The 20,849-nt window shown below is 43.8% G+C and carries 20 protein-coding genes and 1 other RNA gene; 8 read left to right on the forward strand and 13 right to left on the reverse strand.

Features of this window, described 5'->3' with window-relative positions; all coding sequences use genetic code 11:
* Nucleotides 1-3: 3 nt before the first annotated feature.
* Nucleotides 4-1,302: a 3-phosphoshikimate 1-carboxyvinyltransferase gene (gene aroA, locus INP78_RS09600; protein ID WP_194742197.1), complete on the reverse strand. Its 1,299-nt coding sequence runs from the start codon at nt 1,300-1,302 to the stop codon at nt 4-6.
* 27 nt (nt 1,303-1,329) lie between these two features.
* A complete protein-coding gene (locus INP78_RS09605; RefSeq protein WP_228522783.1) occupies nt 1,330-2,199 on the reverse strand; it encodes a prephenate dehydrogenase/arogenate dehydrogenase family protein in 870 nt (289 codons plus the stop codon).
* Nucleotides 2,200-2,280: 81 nt separating this feature from the next.
* Between INP78_RS09605 and ssrA the strand changes: the two genes are divergently transcribed.
* From ssrA to INP78_RS09625, 4 genes are all read left to right on the forward strand, one after another.
* Nucleotides 2,281-2,645: a transfer-messenger RNA gene (gene ssrA, locus INP78_RS09610) on the forward strand.
* Between the two features lie 173 nt (nt 2,646-2,818).
* Nucleotides 2,819-4,015: an integrase arm-type DNA-binding domain-containing protein gene (locus INP78_RS09615; RefSeq protein ID WP_194741969.1), complete on the forward strand. Its 1,197-nt coding sequence runs from the start codon at nt 2,819-2,821 to the stop codon at nt 4,013-4,015.
* Nucleotides 4,016-4,113: 98 nt separating this feature from the next.
* Nucleotides 4,114-4,311, forward strand: a complete 198-nt coding sequence (locus INP78_RS09620) for an AlpA family transcriptional regulator (protein ID WP_194741970.1) — start codon at nt 4,114-4,116, stop codon at nt 4,309-4,311.
* Nucleotides 4,312-4,387: 76 nt separating this feature from the next.
* Entirely contained in the window at nt 4,388-4,846 is a 459-nt protein-coding gene (locus INP78_RS09625; RefSeq protein ID WP_194741971.1) for a hypothetical protein, read from the forward strand.
* Nucleotides 4,847-4,904: 58 nt separating this feature from the next.
* Here the strand turns inward: INP78_RS09625 and INP78_RS09630 are convergent, their stop codons facing one another.
* The gene (locus INP78_RS09630; RefSeq protein ID WP_228522785.1) at nt 4,905-5,678 is read right to left on the reverse strand and encodes an N-6 DNA methylase; all 774 of its coding nucleotides are present in this window, start codon (nt 5,676-5,678) and stop codon (nt 4,905-4,907) included.
* A gap of 990 nt (nt 5,679-6,668) precedes the next feature.
* Between INP78_RS09630 and INP78_RS09635 the strand changes: the two genes are divergently transcribed.
* Nucleotides 6,669-7,841 carry an integrase domain-containing protein gene (locus INP78_RS09635; RefSeq protein ID WP_194741972.1) on the forward strand — a complete coding sequence of 391 codons (1,173 nt, stop codon included), beginning with the start codon at nt 6,669-6,671 and terminating at the stop codon, nt 7,839-7,841.
* Nucleotides 7,842-7,904: 63 nt separating this feature from the next.
* Here the strand turns inward: INP78_RS09635 and INP78_RS09640 are convergent, their stop codons facing one another.
* The 4 genes from INP78_RS09640 to INP78_RS09655 form a co-directional block, all read right to left on the reverse strand.
* A complete protein-coding gene (locus tag INP78_RS09640; RefSeq protein WP_194741973.1) occupies nt 7,905-9,041 on the reverse strand; it encodes a phosphoribosyltransferase in 1,137 nt (378 codons plus the stop codon).
* A gap of 15 nt (nt 9,042-9,056) precedes the next feature.
* Entirely contained in the window at nt 9,057-9,698 is a 642-nt protein-coding gene (locus tag INP78_RS09645) for a hypothetical protein (RefSeq protein ID WP_194741974.1), read from the reverse strand.
* Nucleotides 9,691-10,578 carry a DNA-processing protein DprA gene (locus INP78_RS09650; protein WP_194741975.1) on the reverse strand — a complete coding sequence of 296 codons (888 nt, stop codon included), beginning with the start codon at nt 10,576-10,578 and terminating at the stop codon, nt 9,691-9,693. The genes INP78_RS09645 and INP78_RS09650 overlap by 8 nt, the downstream gene beginning before the upstream one ends.
* 402 nt (nt 10,579-10,980) lie before the next feature.
* Nucleotides 10,981-11,976, reverse strand: a complete 996-nt coding sequence (locus INP78_RS09655; RefSeq protein ID WP_194741976.1) for a hypothetical protein — start codon at nt 11,974-11,976, stop codon at nt 10,981-10,983.
* Between the two features lie 150 nt (nt 11,977-12,126).
* On the opposite strand from INP78_RS09655, the gene INP78_RS09660 reads away from it, so the two are divergent.
* The gene (locus INP78_RS09660; protein WP_194741977.1) at nt 12,127-12,765 is read left to right on the forward strand and encodes a LexA family transcriptional regulator; all 639 of its coding nucleotides are present in this window, start codon (nt 12,127-12,129) and stop codon (nt 12,763-12,765) included.
* A 67-nt stretch (nt 12,766-12,832) separates the two neighbouring features.
* On the opposite strand, the gene pqqA is transcribed toward INP78_RS09660, so the two are convergent.
* The gene (gene pqqA, locus INP78_RS09665; RefSeq protein WP_194742198.1) at nt 12,833-12,904 is read right to left on the reverse strand and encodes a pyrroloquinoline quinone precursor peptide PqqA; all 72 of its coding nucleotides are present in this window, start codon (nt 12,902-12,904) and stop codon (nt 12,833-12,835) included.
* 144 nt (nt 12,905-13,048) lie between these two features.
* On the opposite strand from pqqA, the gene INP78_RS09670 reads away from it, so the two are divergent.
* A complete protein-coding gene (locus INP78_RS09670) occupies nt 13,049-14,350 on the forward strand; it encodes a Y-family DNA polymerase (RefSeq protein WP_194741978.1) in 1,302 nt (433 codons plus the stop codon).
* 3 nt (nt 14,351-14,353) lie between these two features.
* Here INP78_RS09670 and INP78_RS09675 read toward each other — a convergent pair whose 3' ends face one another.
* Nucleotides 14,354-15,007 (reverse strand): SOS response-associated peptidase, encoded by a 654-nt coding sequence (locus tag INP78_RS09675; protein WP_194741979.1) that lies wholly within the window; start codon nt 15,005-15,007, stop codon nt 14,354-14,356.
* 322 nt (nt 15,008-15,329) lie between these two features.
* Between INP78_RS09675 and INP78_RS09680 the strand changes: the two genes are divergently transcribed.
* A complete protein-coding gene (locus INP78_RS09680) occupies nt 15,330-15,566 on the forward strand; it encodes an MbcA/ParS/Xre antitoxin family protein (RefSeq protein WP_228522787.1) in 237 nt (78 codons plus the stop codon).
* A gap of 647 nt (nt 15,567-16,213) precedes the next feature.
* Here INP78_RS09680 and INP78_RS09685 read toward each other — a convergent pair.
* From INP78_RS09685 to INP78_RS09700, 4 genes are all read right to left on the reverse strand, one after another.
* Nucleotides 16,214-16,645, reverse strand: a complete 432-nt coding sequence (locus INP78_RS09685; protein WP_194741980.1) for a hypothetical protein — start codon at nt 16,643-16,645, stop codon at nt 16,214-16,216.
* Nucleotides 16,646-17,182: 537 nt separating this feature from the next.
* The gene (locus INP78_RS09690; RefSeq protein WP_194741981.1) at nt 17,183-18,040 is read right to left on the reverse strand and encodes a hypothetical protein; all 858 of its coding nucleotides are present in this window, start codon (nt 18,038-18,040) and stop codon (nt 17,183-17,185) included.
* A 262-nt stretch (nt 18,041-18,302) separates the two neighbouring features.
* Complete coding sequence (locus INP78_RS09695; RefSeq protein WP_194741982.1) at nt 18,303-18,818, reverse strand: FxDxF family PEP-CTERM protein; 516 nt, start codon at nt 18,816-18,818, stop codon at nt 18,303-18,305.
* Nucleotides 18,819-19,081: 263 nt separating this feature from the next.
* Entirely contained in the window at nt 19,082-20,776 is a 1,695-nt protein-coding gene (locus INP78_RS09700) for a PQQ-binding-like beta-propeller repeat protein (protein WP_228522825.1), read from the reverse strand.
* Between the last annotated feature and the right edge of the window lie 73 nt (nt 20,777-20,849).

Below are 20,849 nucleotides of genomic sequence, written 5' to 3' on the forward strand. Positions count from 1 at the left end.
GGGTTAATGCGCAATGCTGGCAAATACCTTAAAGTATTCTGGAAACGTTTTGCCCACGCATTTGGGGTCATTAATGGTGATCGGTACGCCTGCCAGACTGATGAGTGAAAAGCACATCGCCATGCGGTGGTCGTCGTAGGTGTCGATTACAGCATTGGGTGTTAATTGCGCGGGCGGTGTAATCTGTATGAAGTCTGCCCCTTCAACCACGGTCGCGCCGACTTTGCGTAACTCTGCTGCCATCGCCGCAATGCGGTCGGTTTCTTTCACGCGCCAGCTGGCGATATTGCGCAATGTGGTTGTGCGTGCCTGCTCTGAGTCGCCTTGGGCAAACATCGCCATCACACCGAGTGTCATGGCGGCATCCGGAATATGATTACAATCCAAGTCTATGGCTTGCAGTGGCTGTGTTTTCTCGGCGCGCACCTCATTTTCACCATAACTGATGCGGCCGCCCATCAGATTGGCCGCTTCGGCAAAGCGAATATCGCCCTGAATACTGTGCTCTCCAACGCCTTTCACCGTCACATCCCCGGCCAAAATCCCTGCTGCAATAAAATACGAGGCGCTAGAGGCATCACCTTCCACATAGATCTCGCCTGGCGATTGGTAACGCGCCACCGCCGGGATATGAAAACGCTGCCAGCCATCACGTTGCACGGTCACGCCAAAGCGTTGCATCAGGTTGAGCGTGATTTCAATATACGGTTTTGAAATCAGCTCGCCAACGACCTCAATGCTAGCCGCCTGGCCGGTTAAAGGCAGTGCCATCAGCAATGCCGTTAAAAACTGGCTGGACACATCGCCGCGGATTTTAATCGCCTGGCTGACATCGAGTTTGGCCGGGGAGATTTGCAGGGGAGGGTAGCCGTCGTTGGCAAGATAGGCCACCTGGGCGCCAGCTTGCTTTAATGCGTCCACCAAGTCACCAATCGGGCGTTCGTGCATGCGCGCAATGCCGTGCAAATGGTAGTCACCGCCAGAAAAAGCCAGGGCTGCCGTAAGTGGCCTGAATGCCGTCCCGGCATTGCCTAAAAATAAATCGGCCTGCTTGTTGGGGAACTTACCGCCACAGCCAGTGACTTGCCAGGCATTTTCGCCGATGTTTTCCAGTTTGACGCCTAACGCCGTTAAAGCCTCTAGCATGCGTGCCGTATCATCTGAGGCCAGTAAGTCGCGAATAACGGTGACGCCATCGCTCAGGGCAGCCAGTAATAAGGTGCGGTTAGAGATGCTTTTTGAACCTGGCAGGGTGATTGCCCCTTGTGCCTGATGTGCCGCGGGTAAATGCAGTTGTTCCAAATGCAGTTCTTCCATAAGTTAAGCTGATTATTGAATTTTAGATTTTGCCCAGTCATTACGGGCACGGCTGGCACGGTCAAACAGAGTGTGCAGGGCATCACCATCGCCGTTTTCCAGCAATAATGTCATGTGACTCACCGCTTGCTGGTAGGTTTTTAATTCGTTTAATAATGCCTGTTTATTGGCCAGCGCAATATCCCGCCACATTTCAGGGTGGCTGCCAGCAATGCGCGTAAAGTCCCGAAAACCGCTGGCGGCAAATTTGAACAAGAGTTCTGCATTGTCGCGCTTGGCTAAATCGTCGACCAGCGCAAATGCTAGCAAATGTGGCAAATGACTGACGGCAGCAAACACGCTGTCATGCTCTTGTGGGCTCATATTGCTTACAACCGCTCCGCATTGCTGCCACAATGCTGTCGCTTTCTCGAATGCCTGCGGCTGCGTGGTTGGTTCTGGCGTCAAAATGACATTTTTTCCTACATATAAATCTGCCAATGCTGCAGAGGGGCCACTTTTTTCAGCCCCGGCAATCGGGTGACCACCCACAAACTGGCCAATGTGATCGCCCAGTTCTGCGCGGGCATAAGCCATCACATCTGACTTGGTGCTACCAGCGTCAGTGATAACCATGTGCTCGTTGATATAAGGGCGGATGGCTTTCAAAATGTCTGGCGTCTGCGCCACCGGGGTCGCGATCAACACCAGGTCAGCCCCTGACAAGGCCAGGCCAAGGTCTGTTTCTGCCGTATCAATTAATCCTCGCTGTAATGCCTCTTGCAAACTGTGGCCGCTACGGCCTACGCCGGTGATATGAGGCGCATGAGGGTGTTTTTTTAGCGCCAATGCTACCGAGCCGCCAATCAATCCCACTCCGAAAATCACAATTTTTTTGAACATAGCCGGATTGTACCATGTCATATATTGGCGCTCGAAGTTTGGCTAGCCAGCTTTTCAAGCGTATAATCCCAAGATTGCATTGGGGCTGACCCGGTTTCGACGTGGGTTGCAAAGCAGTGCAGGGCATACCGAGGATTCAGGTTCCCTCGTAAATCCATCTGAACAAGTATAGTCGCAAACGACGAAACTTACGCTCTGGCTGCTTAATCCAGCCGGACGCTGCACCGAAGAGCCTCTCGGTCGGGCCGGGTAACCGGCAGCAGCGTCATTTAGAGAGGATCGTGTCTTATCGGGTTGCTTGGTAAGGCATTAAATCTAAGGCAACTCGCTAGTCATCTGCTTGCTCGTTGGTGGGTGCCTGGTTAAACATAAACAACACAGCTAAGTATGTAGAACTGTCTGTGGAGGGCTTGCGGACGGGGGTTCAATTCCCCCCAGCTCCACCATTTAATATATCAAAGTTGTTCGATTTTGTTCTAAATAAACCTCACAAAGCCCGCCAATGCGGGCTTTTTTGTTTTAATCTCCACCATCCCATATCATTTCTATCCCTTTTAATCCGCATATTTTGACGGTATTATTTGATAGAAATACCGTCAATTAAATCTGGATACCGTCAATGCCCCTTACAGACACCAAGATACGTACAGCTAAACCAACAGATAAGGCTTATAAATTAACCGATGGGTTAGGAATGTATCTACTTGTGAATCCAGCAGGGGGTAAATTGTGGCGGTTTGATTACAGATACTTCGGAAAAAGAAAAACTCTTTCTTTGGGTGGTTATCCTGATGTAAGCCTTATTGAAGCAAGATCAAGGCGAGACGATGCAAGAAAATTACTAGCTCAAACTCCACCTGTAGACCCAGGTGCTGTAAAGAAATCACTGAAGCATAACATTTATGGAAAGCAACAAAACACATTTGAGGTCGTAGCTCGAGAATGGGCAGAAAGCTATTTCATCAATAAATCTTCATCTCACAAAGAACGCACTTTAAGGCGTTTAGAGATTTATATTTTCCCATGGCTGGGTAACAGACCGATTGCAGACATTACTGCACCGGAAGTACTGCAAGTTATTAAGCGACCTCAAAATCAAAGCAAATTGGAAACTGCTCACAGAGCATTACAAGCTGTAGGGCAGGTAATGCGATACGCTGTCCAAAACGGAAAAGCTGAACGCGATGTGACCGCAGATCTACGCGGTGCACTGCCTACCCCCCAAGTGAAACATATGGCTTCATTTGTGGAGCCTAGACAGGTTGGAGAGTTATTGAAGGCCATTGATGGATTTCGTGGCACCTTTACAGTTGAATGTGCTTTAAGGTTATCCCCTCTAGTATTCACACGACCAAGTGAGTTACGCCGTGCGAAATGGTCAGACATTGATTTGAGTAGTGGCATATGGGCGTATCGGGTGTCCAAGACAAATACCGATCACATAGTGCCCCTTTCGAATCAAGCTCTACAAATACTTAAGCAGATTTATCCATTGAGTGGTCATGGTGAATTTGTTTTTATGGGTGGCCACGATCCCAAAAAACCTATGAGTGAAGCCGCTATTAATGCCGCATTAAAGCGTATGGGTTATGACACACAAACTCAAATAACTGGCCACGGGTTTAGAGCTATGGCACGCACATTGTTACATGAGCGGCTAAACATTGATCCTGTAATAATTGAACACCAATTAGCACATAAGGTACCAGATGCATTAGGTAAGGCATATAACCGCACTAAATTCTTGGAACAACGAAAAATAATGATGCAGGCGTGGGCTGATTATCTTGATGAACTGAAAGAAGCGAAACCATAGTTACAAAGAGGCTCGAAGAAGCTGTTATTTAACAACACTTTGAAAAAACGATTTTTGTATCATTCCCCTGGCGTACTAATTAATACAGAGGAACGAAAATGGAAGTCAAACTTTTGAGAATTAAAGCAGTACTTGAAAAAACTGGTATGGGTAAGACAAAACTTTACAGGATGGTGAAATTGGGCCAATTTCCTAGCCCCGTAGAGATTGTTGGTTCTCGTGCCTGGCGATCAAATGAGATTGATCAATGGATAGAGAGCCTACCGAAAGCAAACACCTTAAGTTCAATAAGCTAATAATTCATAGAACTTCAACCCAGACAAATGAGTGTATTTAATTCAGTCACACTGCTTAAGTAACTAAAGTGCTCCTATGTTTGGTGTATCTGCGATCAATATATATAAGGGATCTATAAATATGCTTGCGACTCTACCTGCTGATAAAACTCAAGTCAGTCATTCAAAAAAGGATGATTTAAGTCCACTGACTTGGCGATATGGTTACATAATAGCTTGTAAAAAATGGTTTTATGCTACATGTTCAACTTTTGATAACAACAATGTATTAGACATAATAATAATTTCGAATGAAGACTTGTTGTCGTTCATACAAAACCCCGAATGCAAAATAAAGCATATTTATTTGATGACTCCTCAAGTAATTGACGGCAGAGTCTTACGAATGCAAGAAATAAAAGCAATTTACAGAAGTGATAAAGAAAGTTGCCAAAACATTACTATTGAAACAGAAGATGGACATTTATTGGATCTTTCAAAAGATTGTGTATCAACTAATCAATATAAAGTATATTTTTGTGAAGCTCTCAATTGAGATCTAAACAATAATATTGAATGCTGGCAAGACTCACATGAAATGCTGCCATAAAAATTTATGGCAGCTCTGGTAAACCCAATTCCCGTAAAAATGCATTGTGGAGTTGTTTGGCCTGATTGATTTTTTCTTCTGCGGAGTGTAATTCGGCATGCACCTGGCGCAAGTCTATTTCTTGCTCCGCCACTGAAGTGCTGATGTAACGCGAGATATTCAGGTTGTAGTCATTCTTTTCAATTTCCGCCATCGAAACACGGCGCGAGTAACGCTCAGTCTCATTGCGGTATTGATAAGTATCTACAATTTTCGTGATGTGTTCGTCCAGCAAACGGTTTTGCCGTTTGCCTTTTTCAAAGTGCTCGGCAGCGTTGATAAAAAGCACATCATCAGGTTTTTTGCAGCGCTTGAGTACCAGAATACACACCGGAATACCAGTGGAATAGAACAGGTTGGCAGGCAAACCAATCACCGTATCAATATGCCCGTCTTTTAACAGTTTGGTTCGGATGCGCTCTTCAGCCCCTCCACGGAACAACACACCGTGCGGCAGAATAATCGCCATCACGCCGCTATCACTTAAAAAGTGAAAGCCATGCAGTAAAAAGGCAAAATCGGCGGCTGACTTTGGCGCAAGACCATAGTTGGCAAACCTGAAATCTTTGCCCATTTCCTCAGTGGGGTCCCAGCGCAAGCTAAACGGCGGGTTGGCCACAACCGCGTCAAATTCTACTTTATTGGCAGGGTTGCGCTCATTGAGCATTGGCCATTCGTTATCCAGCGTATCGCCGTGAAAAATCTCAAACTCGGTATCTTTCACACCATGCAACAGCATAAAACTCTATCATGTATTTCTAACAACGCTTTTACGACGCTTATAAGCGTTAAATGTAGCGTTAATAATTTTTAGGGCAGGGCATTAACGCTTATATGACGCTTATAAGCGTTAATGAAGGAAATTGATAAAAAAACAGCTAAATTCTCGATACTTTGACGCTTATACGACGCCAATAATAATTTTTCGTTAAGGGATTGAAAGAGAGTGTTTCAACTATTTATATTCCATGCGGATTGCAGAGTGATTTTAGAAAGTGAATCACCAGGTAACGCTCCTTTTAAAAATTGACATCTTTTGAGGAGTTTGTGTATATTTAAATCTCAGAGGAACAGTTCACCCTGACGAACTAGTGCACAGCTTATGCGCTAAATAAATAAGAGCATTTCAAAATCTGCTGTTTGTACATAAAAGACAGCTTTCATTCTTGGCTCCTAGTTGCTGAGTCTGAAGAATCCAGCAATACCTCGTAATCATTTGATTACCACCATGGACATCAATCGTCCAAAAAAACCTTCGGCTTAGTACTCAGGAAAGGCCGACTCCCATGCTAACGACTGATAGCAATTCAAATCTCAAACCACACTCACGAACCAGGGCATCGCTTTATTGCGTATGACTGGCTTACACAGGACTGCCTTATAAAAAACTAGGCAACAACGCTAGGTTGTTTAAGCATGTGTACGAAGATGTAATGCTAGTCCCTGCTTGGTAGCAGAGCGGGAGGGCGATTAGCTGTGTGGAAGTTAATTTATGGTTGTTTTCCAAGTTTTGTCGATAAAAACTTGCGAAGCTCACTCAACGCTGTGTTGGGTGCCTGGATGAATTGTAATTGGTACATCCGGAATCGCATTGCGTCAGAAATGGCAGATGTGATTGCAAGCCAGATCCTTACGTAAACGCTTATTGCCCAACCGAGATGGTGGTTAAACCATCGGTGTCCTCACAGGACATCAACGCTAACTAAGATTAAATAATTAGAGGTGGTATATGTCGGAATTACATCAAATGAAAAACATGTCAGTGCCAGTCCGTGTAAAAGCGGGTAGTAAACGTCGTTATGGATGGCAGTCCGAGATTCAGGCAATTGTTGAAAGCAGTAATCACATGTCTGTGAACGGAGATCGTCGAGTCGGTAGGCTCACAAAGCAATCAAGAATCCAGAAGCTTTATCAAGGATTTCATGAGTTGATTGAATTGGGCTACAAGATTCAAAATCCGCGAAACTTCAATGAAAAGCATATGCATGCTTTAGCGAAGTATTGGGAAAATAAGGGGCTCAGTGCGTCTACTATCCAGAACAGAATTTCTGTTTTCCGTACTTTCGCGGAATGGATTGGTAAGGAGGGCATGATTAAAGAGAGTGCAGCATATGTGAGTGACTCGAGTAGTGTGAAGCGAAGCCAGGTCGCTAAGCGAGACATGTCCTGGACAGCTGCCGGCTTTGATATTGTTGCGAAGCTGCAAGAGATTGAAGCCTACTCGAAACACGCTGCAGCACAGTTACTGATGATCAATGCGTTCGGCTTAAGACGCATGGAGGTGTTGAGCTTTAAGCCAAACAGAAATTGGGAGTCCGTTCCGGGCACTATGTATGGTGCTATCCGAGTGCGTGATGGTACAAAGGGGGGCAGGGAGAGAATTATCGTTGTCAGCACAGAAGCCCAGATTAATGCACTGAACTACGCTAGGCAGGTTGTCGGGTCTAAGCCATCTTCTACGCTTGGATTTCCATATATGACATTGGAGCAGTCATGCAAGCATTACAACTATGTGCTGAGTAAATTTGGGTTGACTAAAAAAGAGTTGGGCGTAACTGGCCACGGGTTACGCCACCAGTATGCTAACAACAGATTCGAAGAGCTTTCGGGTATGGATTCACCAGTTCGTGCAAAGACATTGCAGGCAGCTAATACAAAGGAGGCAGAGGAGATCATTCAATATGCGAAGTCCAGGGTGAGTGAAGAACTAGGGCATACCAGGACAACGATCACTGCTGCCTATATTGGAAACGACCGTTACCTGAAGAAACAACAGGAGGAACAGAAGGCCAGGGAAAATCCTGTACCACTTGAGACACAAAGTCCTGTCAAGACATCCAACTTAGTTAGGACTATAAGGAAAAGTCGTAGGGGCCTACTCGGATTTTTGGGTGGTGATTGATACTGTGGTCAAACAGCAATCTTGTTTGACCCATCTTGTTTTTTTAGACGTTGAAAAAATTAGCTAGATAATTTGTTGAAGTTTGTTTTTTGCGGATTGGTCGTTATATCCAGTCATGAGCGAAATATTCTTGATTACGAAGTCAGATTTTGTAACAGGTGAGTAGGGGTCGCTGTTGATCTCTATTTCATAACTCCTCATTTGGTTGCCGAATTTCCCCAAAGCAATACATGTTACATGCGAAGCACCTGCCTTCTTTAAGAAGGCAGAAGCCACGCCAAAAGAAACTCCATAAGTTGTGCAGTCATCTATTAAAATAATGTGTTTGCCCTTTAGGCGCTTGTTTTCGGCGTAATATGGATTCAAATGTAAGGTTGTAATTTGGTTTGATGGATCAGTGCGATCGCCGCCTTCACCTTTGGATCGTTTATGTGACTTCGAGTGTCTTATAAATAAAGGTTCGCCTGCTTTAGCATTTCTAACTCGAGAAACTGTAGTTCTGAGTCTATGAGTAAATTCACTAAGTATCTCATTGTCGTCATTTTGACTACTCGATGATGGATAAACACCCCATACCAAATCTTCAATTTTATGGGTACCATCTTTAAGTAATGAGCGAGCGCATATGGATAGGAGCGCGTTTAAGTCTGCACCACCACCTTTTACTGCTTGCGTCAACCTTTGGGCAAGATCCTGTTGAATGGCAGCCTGATTCATACCAGACAAGTCAGTTAATGCATTAACGGTGTAATTAATTGATTTCCCAGAATACCACCACTTACCGAGCCATGATTTAGATAGTTCAATGACTTCTGAAAGCTGCATATAATCATCAACACGTATGCCTAGGCTTGCAACTTGTTTATCATTTGACCATCCAGCCGCAATTAGAACGGCGCCGCCATTCTTTCCCATTTGAACATCAACATCCTTTGTTGCCAAAACCAAAACATCAGATGCCTCTAATTTAAACTTTTCTGCATTAATTGCTACGATATCACCTGTTTGTCTGCCAGTATTTTTAATGAATTGTACTTTAGAGTCAGAGAAGAGATCACTAAACCACGCAGGCTCGTCGTGATTAGAAATGATACCAACAGGATTCCCATCACTTCTAAGTTGTTTTAAAACATTAATTATATTTGGATCCGGTTTATTGTTTTTTAAGACGGCATCAGGAGAGGTCATTAAAATCAGCATAAAGTTTTCCTTGTTTTATAAGCAATCGCTGAAATCAAAATCAACTGCTTTCGGTACTCGCCTTGCTATAAACATTCCATAAATAGATACATCCGGAAAACGTCTACTTAATACTGCTTTCATTGCTTTAAAATGACAACCTGTTGTTAGAACATCATCCAAAATAATTATTGTTGTTGGTGTAGGATCTGTGAGACGTTCATCTATCACATAGTTTGAAATTAGATTATGGGGCGCTGGGCGCGATGTTGAAAGGTGTGCAGGCTCCGTAGAATCCCGTTGCGTAACCAACTCCCTAACCTCTAAGTTGTTACTATTACACATTAAATATGCCATTCTTTGAACTCTATCGTCGTACATGGGGTGATCGATTGTTTTAGAAGGCGGAACCGGGACTAATGTGATGTGGGATTCTGGATTAATAGCAGACCTAAGGATCGAGGCAGATTCTATAATTGCCTTTTCTTTGTATTGCCATTGAGATGTACCACGCTTATCAACGCTTTTTTTGAAGTTGAAAATTAGCTGATTGGTTTTACTAAAAGCATGGTTTTCACCCGCTGTGTAATCTCCAGCGTAATAACAGATGTCACTGCCGTCTAGATAAGAGTGGTCAGGTAGTGTTAAAGCATCGATTTGAAGGACTCTGTTAGACAAAGTGTGCCTGTATATCTTCTATACTACGCACACGTATTGCTCCAAGCTTTTCATAGCGTGCTGGCCATGATAGATCTTTATTATGGAAGCAATTATCTAATATGAAAAGCTTTCTGCCTTGATGCAAAGCAGCTCTGGCTTGTGTAAGTGTTCCTGATGTATCGCTAGCCTCCACAATGACAGTTGCGTCTGCAACTGCGGACATTGTCGCATTTCGTTCAGGGAAAAATATCCGGTTGTATCTATAGTCTTGTTTTGAATATCTAAGGATTGGTACTTGGCTTATGAGTAAATAGTTATTCGCTATTAAATCTTGAAGATCTTTATTCTCTTTGGGATAGTACTCTGTGATTGGTGTACCAATAACAGCTATAGTTTTCCCCCCCATTCTAATTGCCATCATATGTGCGGTAGTATCAACTCCCTCTGCAAGGCCTGACACAATAGTAAAGTCACTTTCTACTAATTGCTTAACTAGCCGTTTGGTTCTATGAATACCCTCTTCAGATGGTTTTCTTGAACCAACAACCGCAATACGTTTAGGAGCGTCAATTAAATCCCACCAGCCTCTGTAATATAAAAGCTCTACAGGATATGCTGCATCTCTTAACCGTTGAGGGTAGTCATTTGAGCCATTTAGACGGATGCCAAAATCATGTATATTTGACTTTGATAAACTCTCCATAATGTTGCCAAACGCATCTAAAATTTCATCCTCTGTGACTAATTCCGAAGGAATTGCACCAGGACTATTTTTGAAGCACTCAGCAACCGTCTTAAAGCTTGCATTATCATGAACCCAGAGTGCCTCATAGGCAGCCATTTCGCGTGAAGGCGATATGGCAGATTTCTGCAAGATTGAGTCTGAAATATTATTCATTGTTTAATTATTTATCACTCAACACTTAACGAAAGACCTTTAAATTACCACTTAGTACTAGAGTTAATATTACCATTTACCAGCTCTCTGGCATATATCGTTGAAGTTACAGTTATTGACAGTGCTGCAAGTAATCCTAAGAACCCAACCTCCTATTTTTTTCAAAAATCACCTGGTCATAATCGGGGGAGTCTTCATTTTTCTTCATCGGAATCGGTTTCCACTGATTCAGCCCCTCAAAATTCGGTTGATTATTTGTTTTTTAAGTCCATATTTGCATTCTGGTGAGTACAGTTACGTTTCCTGCCTCTAATCCTGTGATTTAGTAACCTTTTGGCTCACGATAGTGGTTAGCCTCCGGTAGTTAGTAATAGGTGCTATCTGGTAATTAATACACATCAATTAACGAGTAGAAAGGGGCTTGTATGTTGTTTTGGGGGCTCCGCCAGCTGCTTTCTGTGCACGAAATGCTAATTTAATTTTTGCTGCTGACATGGGAATACTCGGGGGTGTTTCACGCAATGTTAAATCCTGATTCCAATACTCTTTGTACATCTGGCGATGTAGTAAATGAATTTGAGAGCGAGATATGCGATCCAAAAATCCTGTTGAGGCCATAAGTTCTCGTAGTCTAACTCTGCTAGGATGAGAGAGAGCTACAAGGAAAAAATATCTACATTCTATGAAGGTAATTTGAGAGAAAACTAAATCTTTGTATGCTGTAATCAAAAGGTGATTGGGCGCACCGCGCAACATATGCTCTAAAAGTACTTCGAAAGTGTCTACCAGTCTAGCTTGGAGATGTATTTCTGTAGCAACAATTTTGAAGTTTCTATAGTGTAGGTAATCAATACGTTGCCGATCGGAATCTTGGAGTCTGCCTTTATCCCACTTACCTTGCAAGTCTCTGGGCATACAATTCACACCATCGTCAAGCAGACCGGCATCAACTCTGTCTAAAGCCTTACGGAGGACCGACCGTCCAATCGTCTCTCCAACCTGTACCTCAGAAAGAGTCTGGCGGTATATGTCTAACAACTTAAATAGAATTTCTTCGTAACGTCCTTTTTCTTCGTTTTTACGACTATGGTTTATCGACTTTTCTTGAGACCGAATTTGTCTTTGTTGTAGCAATAACGTAATGATTAAGCCGCCAAATCCCAATGCTGTGAAAATGGATGTAAGTCTCCCAAAACTATCACCGTAAACTCCATATTGTTCCACTGTTGGCTCATGCGGCGTCGGTATGCTATTAGCAATTAAATACCAGTACAAAGCAGCCAAAATTAAGGCCAAAGGAGGCCACCAGAACCCATCTACAAGGAATCGTACAAGTTCTTTTAATCGATTAAATATCCAAAAGAGTACGGATTGGATTCTAGATTTTTTATCTTTCATTGAAACTTACCCTTCAACTTTTAAGATTTTTATACTAAAAATCATAGCTCAGTTTATGATGCATACGTCAGCAAAATTCGTCTTCGAAAAATTTTGTTATTCAAGAATTATATCTCTTCAATCAACATTTTTTATTGTTACAATAATCAAATGGAAAATGAACGAGATAATCAAGCCCCAAAAAAAGCCGGTGGACGTCGGCCTGGTTCTGGCCGCAAATTGGGAACGGGTAACTACCTTGAGCCAACCACTGTATTACGTGTACCGGTGAGTCAGAAACCTGTATTGATCGACTTTTTAGAAGCTTACGCCAAAAAACAGCGGGCTCAATCAAGCCGGGCCAATCTGGATGGGATTGGTGATTTTGAGCTATTACCTAAAGAGCTATCCAAGTTAGATATTTCACTCTATCAGTCTAAAGTAGCAGCTGGCTTTCCTTCTCCCGCTGACGACCATGTTGAAAAGCGGCTGGACCCAAACGAATATTTGATTGATCAGGAAGAAAGTACTTTCTTTGTCACGATTCAAGGTGAGTCAATGCTTGAGGCTGGGCTGCTACCTGGTGATAAAGCCGTGGTTGATAAATCTAAGACGGCTGAGGTAGGTGACATCGTACTGGCCATGGTGGATGGTGAATTCACCATTAAGACTTTGGCCAAGCAGAAAGATGGAAATCCTAAATTGCTGCCTGCGAATTCGAGCGGGAAATACACGCCCATCATTATTACTGGGGAAATGCAGTTTGAAATCTTTGGTGTGGTGATTGGATCATTCAGGCGGTTTAAGTAGCTCGTATAGTTAATAAAAAACCCGGTGTTATAACCGGGTTTTATTAACGACAAGTCAATCGAGTCGATTACTTGTTCATCACGTACATGGTTACTTCAAAGCCAAAACGCATTTCGGTAGCAGCTGATTTAGTCCACATAATCGTCTCCTTGGGTTTTCGATTTAGAACCGACAACATGTCGTGTTTCTATGTATGTATATTGCGCCACTTCATATTCATTTGCATGCGCAAAGCGTGTAAGACACCCTAAGTATTTTACGTAAATCAGACCAAGGAAATTTCATGCAGCCAAGCAAAAGCAATACTGCACGTCGTGCAATCGCGCTGGTGGATGTGAACAACTTCTATGTGAGCTGTGAACGCGTATTCAACCCTAAGCTACGCAATAAGCCGGTAGTCGTGCTCAGCAACAACGATGGCTGTGCCGTGGCGAGAAGCAATGAAGTTAAAGCACTCGGAGTGCCTATGGGTGCGCCGTGGTTTAAGTTCAAAGACCTGGCTAAACAACACGGCATCATTGCTTACTCATCCAACTACGCACTCTATGCAGACATGAGTAACCGAGTCATGTCCATCTTGCGGCAATTCAGCCCTGATCAAGAAGTGTATTCAATTGATGAGTCATTTCTTGACCTCACCAGCTTTCAGCGTAGAGATTTGGTCAAGTACGGTCAATTGATTCGTAGCAGCGTACTAAAGGGAACAGGTCTACCTGTATGTGTCGGGATTGCCGCTACTAAGACGCTGGCTAAGCTCGCCAATCATTGCGCCAAGAAGCGGCCAGAATATAACAGTGTGTGCAATTTCAACAGCATGTCTGACTCACAGCTCGATCAACTCCTAAGTGAAATTGACGTAGGCGAGATTTGGGGCGTAGGCAGAAAGCTTGCGCCTAAATTGAAGCAACTGGGCTTCAATACTGTCTTGGACTTAAAGCGTGCTAACCCAGAAATCCTGCGTCAAAACTTCAGCGTCGTGATGGAAAAAACCATTCGAGAATTAAATGGCATTGTTTGCATTGAGCTAGAGGAAGTCACGCCAGACAAACAGCAGATATTGAGCTCTCGTAGCTTTGGCACCCCCGTGACGGATATCCACGGACTGAGTGAATCTATCTCGCTATATGTGAGCCGAGCTGCAGAAAAGCTCAGGCGTCAGCAATCGTATGCAGGGTCGCTCTATGTTTATATCAGAACCAGTCCATTCAGAGATAAGGACCCACAATACAGCAACGGCATGACGATCAAATTACCATCCCCCACAGACAGTACACCCAAGTTGGTGAGTATTGCTTTGTGGGGCTTAAAACAAATCTATCATCCGGGCTATAACTATGCCAAAGCTGGAATCATGCTGGGCGAGCTGGTGCCTGCATCTGGGATACAAACAGATCTTTTTAGTACCATGCAGCCAAACCCAAAAAGCGAGCGCTTGATGCAAGCTATGGACTTGATCAATCGTAAGATGGGTAAGGAGTCTATCAAGATGGCCAGTGAAGGTTTCAAACGTCCTTGGAAGATGAAGCAAGAAAACAAAAGCCCTTGTTACACCACGAACTGGGATGAGTTGTTGAAGGTGGATTGAGTCCTAAAACAAGGACTGCTTATCTATCTGAAAGTCTGCTTTCAAGTAACCATCGTGACTTAACCTGATAAAGTCATTTGCTTGTTGGTGATCAGCAGTGAGCCAGCGCATAAAGTCACTATTCTCAACAACAACGACTGAACGTTTTTCATCGGTAGGTTTTTGGAAGCGCTTCATGAGGTCATGGTGGTCAGCATTCACTGTCAGCATTGAAAAAGACATCAGGACTTCCCCGGTTTCCTTATCAACAATACGCTCCCAAATAGAGGCTATCGCAGTAGGTTCACCATCACTTCTGTATATGCCTGTCCGCACAGCTTTACCTGATTCATAACAAGGCTCGTAAAACCTCTCAGTCAAAACCAAACCAAATCTACGCTCTTTCCAGGCTGATCGATAGGAAGGTTTTTCAGCAACGGTTTCAGATCGTGCATTATAGGTTTTAAGACCAAATTTCTTTTTGTCTGCTGCCCAGTGAGGGACTAAACCAAAGCTGGCAAAGTCACATTTAGTCTGACCATTTTCGAAGTAAACAAATGGCGCTGAGTATGTAGGAAATGTCTCAGGTCGCCAGTCGTCGGCAGGTAAGTCGCAGTCGAAGTTTTGCTTAACCCAACCGGAACGCTGAGATTTAATTGGCTCAAAGTTGCTACACATGAACCAGAGTATAACAATTACCTCATATCAATGTAACTCAAGACAATATTTATCAGTATTATTTCAATTAAATCAATTGATTAGCTGGTTATTAAGAAATTGATGTAAAGTGATGATTTATAGCGTCTTATGCATGTTATCGTATGTATTTCAGTAACTAATTGAAGTTTAAAAGTGATTCAATGCCTAGAGAAAATTACAAATTGGATGATCTTATCGTCCAGTGCGATAAAAACGCTGTAAATTCCTCAGACATGACGGGATGGGGGAGGGTAGAACCTTCTAGTCATTAATAGCTATGATATATGCTAAGGTACTTTATATGTCTAAATTTGAATCGAAATTATTTATGAAAATAAAATCAGAATATTCTGCCAATCAAGCTCAAATTCTTGAAATGGCAATTGATACTTTCGGCTCTCAAGAAGCTGCTGAAGCGTGGACGAATGATTTCAATCTTATGTTAGGCGGTACACCGTTGACGATCGCGGAGTCAGACTCAGGTATGCAAGATGTCAAAAAAATATTAGGGGCAATAAGTTATGGTGGGGTAGTTTGATATTTTTTATGTCAGTAACTTTTAGTTTATCAAATACAATGGCACTAATATGATTCTAATTTTGATAATTTAAATAAGAGTTTAAAAGGTAAAGCTGACCATGTTAAATGTAGCTATTTTCTTAAGTATTATTGGTACTGTCTTTGCGATAGCATTGGCAATATTAGTTTATAAACAGCACAAATCCAGTAAAAAATAGGGAGTTCTTTGAACTCTTTAATGTAGAAATGAAAAAACCAGCTTCCGCTGGCTTTCTCCCCCAAAGTCAGAATGGTCTAGCCAAAATATACCATGGGTCAGTTGTTGTAAAAAATTGTATTTCTCTTGCTTGAATTGGTCAAGCTTGGCTAAGCAATTTATGTTACAAATATATATTTTAATAGCCCGTTTAATATAAGGTTTCCTAATTAAAAAATATTGCCAATGACGGTATTAATGACGGTATGCTATTTATTTTTAAAAAATAAATATATATTAATCAGTTATTTAATAAAATAGTTTTGTTGTCCCCAGCCCACCAATAATAGTAATAGATTAAATTAATCCTTTAATTGATTGTTTTTAATGGGTTATTTAATTTTTAAAATTAAAAGCCACCCTTAATGGGTGGCTTTAATTTATTACCTGTGACGTCTGGTGACAAATGCTTATTCCTCAAGCATTTCAGTCGATTGAATCTCTGCTTCCTGTTTTTTACTGTTCACTAACAGTGCCTTTTTAAAGCGCTTGCAATAGCGGCGCTTGGTGAGTGTCGTCATCTCATCAAACAGCATCATTTTCCATAAATACTTGGTCTCAACTAACTCTGCATTCAGTGCCGCTTCGTTGGCATAGCTTCTTAGTACGTGATGGCTGTGACCAATGCGATAGGGTGCAAATGCCCGTCTCTTAATGATATTCAATTTGATCTCTGGTGCAGCTTGTTTTCCCGATAGCCATCGATCGAGCGTGTCTGGTTTGACATTTACCAGGTGCGTGAGCTCCTTGAGTGACAGTGTTCCCAGATACTCACCAATTTTAAGGCACCAAATTAAGGCGTATTGCGTATGTAATTTCTTTAAGCGATTTCTATCTTGCATAGCCACTCCCGTAAAACCTTGCACAAACTACATTTGGATATTAACACTTGTTTTTTAAATGTAAATAACATGAGAGGGGTTATTGAAAAATGATTGTTATGTGCATTTGTGGCAATGTAATTGATCATCTGCATTTACATTCGCATAATGTATATTATGTTAAATTTAAGCTTGCGTGTAAATTCCGGTTTATAAGATGTGCTTGTTATGTAGCGTCATACACATCGCTTTTGATCATGGTGCGGGCAGACAATGGAATTTTTCGGCTTTTATTCCGTTTGGTAGCCACTGGCATTTCGTCATTCGCGCTGACTTAATGCAATTTCAGCACCCAATTGCGCAAAAGTTGACGCACTGCGCCCTGCTCTGGAATCCTGTTAGCTAGCACGCGGTCTATGCTTCCGGGTTATTTGGTCGGGTTTGAACGGGATATGGCCTGTAATGCCTATTTAATCGACGTCATATAGTGGAGTGGCATCATGGATGATGAATGCTACAAGGGCTCAATGAGCCCTTGTAGACTGTCTTGAGGGTCGCTTATTTTTGCTTGCGGCGGCTAATCATGCCCATCAGGCTCAGGCCTGCGAGCACGAGAGCATATGATTCTGGCTCTGCCACTGCACTTGCTACATAGCTATAACCATAGACGCTGGTATAAAACTGGAGATAGCCAACCTTATCGCTGCCGGTCAGATTGATATAAGTGCCGCCCAGCATATCTGCAGCGCTATTGCTAAGACCATAATAGGTGCTGGCATAGCTGTTAATACTTGAGTGGCTGTTTTGCGAACCGCCGTTACCTGATGGCTGTGAACCCCAGACATTCAGGGAGGCGTTGGATGACGCATATTCATTGCCCCAGCTATCATCGCCAACGCTGGTTTGTGCAGAGGTGGTGGCGTAAGCGGTAAAAATCACGCCAGTGAATGCGCCTAGGGTAAATGCATCGTAGCCATTATACGGAGCATAGGCTGCGGCATTAAAAGAGCTGTAGTTTCCAGCACTGGTTGTGCCATCCGCATAACCGGCTGATGTTAAGCTGACACCATCCAGCCGCGTATCATCGCTAGCGCCGCTGATGCTGGCCGAGGCTGCACTTTGTGCCGTGCTTGCGCTGAGGCTATTGCTGGTACCTACATTTTCGCCCCAGGCCACATTGCTTTGATAGTTGCCGTTGGCAGTATCATAAGCATACACGTAAGTGTAATTGTTGTAGGGTGCATAAGTCGCGTTGTTCCAGGTGATGGTGGGCAACAGGCTATCTGCCGGATTCAGGTCGATTAATGTGACGCTGATTGGGCCTAGTGTTGCACTGGCAACACTGTTTGCTGAGGCAACTTGATGTGTCAATGTTAATGAAATGGCTACTGCGATAGCACTTAATTGAATACGCATGCTCTCTTCTCCTTAATGATAAATAAACCACATAAATAAAACACAGCTAAACCATGGCTTTTATTATGTTTAATAACAACTGTAAACATTATACAAACATAAAAATACATTTGTAAATATTTTGGTTTGTTTTATCAAGGAGAGATGGTGCGCAGAATATTGAGATAGGCCTGTTAAGCCAGTGTTAGGCGGGCGCTTAAATAAGTCAAAAAAAGAAATAAAAAAAGGGCTCCAAGAGCCCTTTTTTACAGTAAGCAAAAAATTATTTTGCTTTGCGGCGGCTTACCAAGCCGATCAAACCTAAGCCTGCCAGCATCAAAGCATAGGAATCAGCTTCTGGCACGGTTGCTACTGGATTGATGTTGAAGCTAACGTTGAAGTCACCGCCCAAAGAGCCTGCCAACTTACCAATTGCTGTCAAAAAGTAAGTGCCGGCAGCCAGGTTGTTCAAGTTAGTGACTAACTCACCGTCGGCATCGTAAAAACCGAAGTTCATGAAAGTCACGTCGTATTCTGCGTTGTTACCAGTGGTAATTTCAGTCACGCTGTATGAGAAATCAGATACCTGAGTCAGATTGATTTCATAGGAATCTTCAAAGTACGGGCCTCTGACATTCGATGCGCCATTCGTTCTGATGAAGTCTGCATCAGCAATCGCACGAATGAAATCCAGGCTTTGGCTGGTTGTGTAAGGACCAAAATCTTGCGCTTGTACTGCAGAAATAGAGGCAATGCCGAATACGCTGGCCACTGCGATTTTTTTCAGGGTTTGAAACATTGTTACTTCTCCAAGGGTGAATACTAACTAAAAAACTGTAATCATTATTTGTGACAACCGTTAGACGGACAATAGTACTAACGGGCTAGTTCATGGCTTATTTTTATGATTATCAAACTGCAACTTCAAAATCGCGGCCATTTTAACGGTTTAGCGCTTGCTCTGCAAACCTAACAATCTGTTTTTTAACAAAAAACTACCTTTATGAGCGGTTGGGTTTATGCTTGCCAATCAATATAATTTGCTCAAACTTTAAAAAACCATTAATGCTTGGATGGTAATTTAAATGTCAAAATACGATCGCCCTGTTTAAAACCAAACAGTGAGTTGCCACCACTCACCACGGCGATATATTGTTCTCCATTGACTTGATAGCTGATAGGCGGTGCGTTGACACCATAGTCTGACTGGTATTGCCATAGCGATTGGCCGGTCTGGCTGTGGTAGGCGACGAACTTGCCGTCGCCTTCACCACAAAAAAGCAGTCCGCCAGCGGTGGCGAGTACACCGCCGACCAAAGGTTGGCTGGTTTTGTGTTGCCAGGCAATTTGTCCGGATGACAGGTCAATGGCGCTTAACAATCCCCAGCGCGCATCAGCCGTAGGTTCGCTGGCAGCATAGCGCATGGGCTTGTCTCCGGTTTTGACTGCTGTTTCATGCACGGTGTATTTGATTGGACTATGCATCGCCGCCACATAGACCATTTGCTGTGCCTGATTGAGACTGACTGGGGACCAGTTGGCACCGCCCAGTATGCCCGGATAAATGACCGTACCTTGTTCGCTTGGTTTTTTAAATAAATTGCTCTGCGGCACAAAAGGCTCAGACTTTTTAATGAATTCCCCTGTCATGCGGTTGTGGATATAAAACCACCCTGTTTTACTGGCCTGCCCCACGGCCGCTATTTTTTTGCCTTGATATTGATAATCAAATAGCACCGGCGGACTGGCCAGGTCGTATCCCCATAAATCGTGCGGGACTTGCTGGTAGTGCCATTTGTATTTGCCGGTCTCGGTATCCAGTGCCACCAGGGAGACGGTGTACAGATTATCACCGGGTCTGGAGACATCATTCATTTGCGGGGATGGATTGCCAGTGCCAAAGTACAGGGTATGGGTGTCGGTATCAATGGCAGGCGTGCTCCAGGCCGAGCCGCCGCCGAAGCGGGCAGCATCCGGGTATTCTTTCATTGCTGCTTGCTCTGATGCAATGTCACGCTCAAATTCATTGCCATCGGCGGTTTTGGTAGTAAAACGCCCTTCCCAGCCCTGTTGGGGGATGGTATCAAACTGCCACACCTGATGTCCGTCATTGACATCAAATGCAGCCAGAAAGCCAGGGCGACCATAACGGCCGGTCACGCCGATCACGGCGCCTAATGGTGCATCGCTGCGCGGGTTATCGATATGCAGGCCATAACCCACCCCCGTGATGCCTATGATCACTTTATGCTGGTAGACGACGGGTGCCATCGCAATGCCAACGCCAGTGCCGCCAGTGACTTTACGAGTTTTATTCGGATCATTGCCGCTTAGCGCATCCTGATGTTCGGTATTGACCTGATTGCCTGCAACATCAATATCCCACAACTTTTGCCCGCTTTGCGCATCCAGGGCAATCAAACGGGCATCGACGGTGCCCATAAACACTTTGCCCTCCGCGACAGCCACTCCCCGGTTGGCAGGGCCGCAACACATCGGCCAGTCCGCTTTGCGTTCATGTGTATATTTCCACAGTTGCTTGCCAGTTGCCGCATCTAGCGCCAACACATGATTAAACGGCAAGCTCAGATACATAATGCCATTGACGACAATAGGCGTTGCTTGAAACGTGGCTTTCACGCCCGTTTCAACTGTCCAGGCGGGCGCTAGTTGGCCGACATTTTGCTGATTGATTTGCGTGAGCCCCGAAAAACGCTGGGCAGCCATATTCAGACCATAGCTTGGCCAGTCTGTCATTGCGCTGGCTTGAGCGAGAGGCTGGATATTCTGCGTACAGCCTGCCACGAGACTGCTGGCAATCAGACATGCA

Origin of the sequence: Methylophilus sp. 14 (assembly GCF_015354345.1) — a bacterium.
GTDB lineage: Bacteria > Pseudomonadota > Gammaproteobacteria > Burkholderiales > Methylophilaceae > Methylophilus.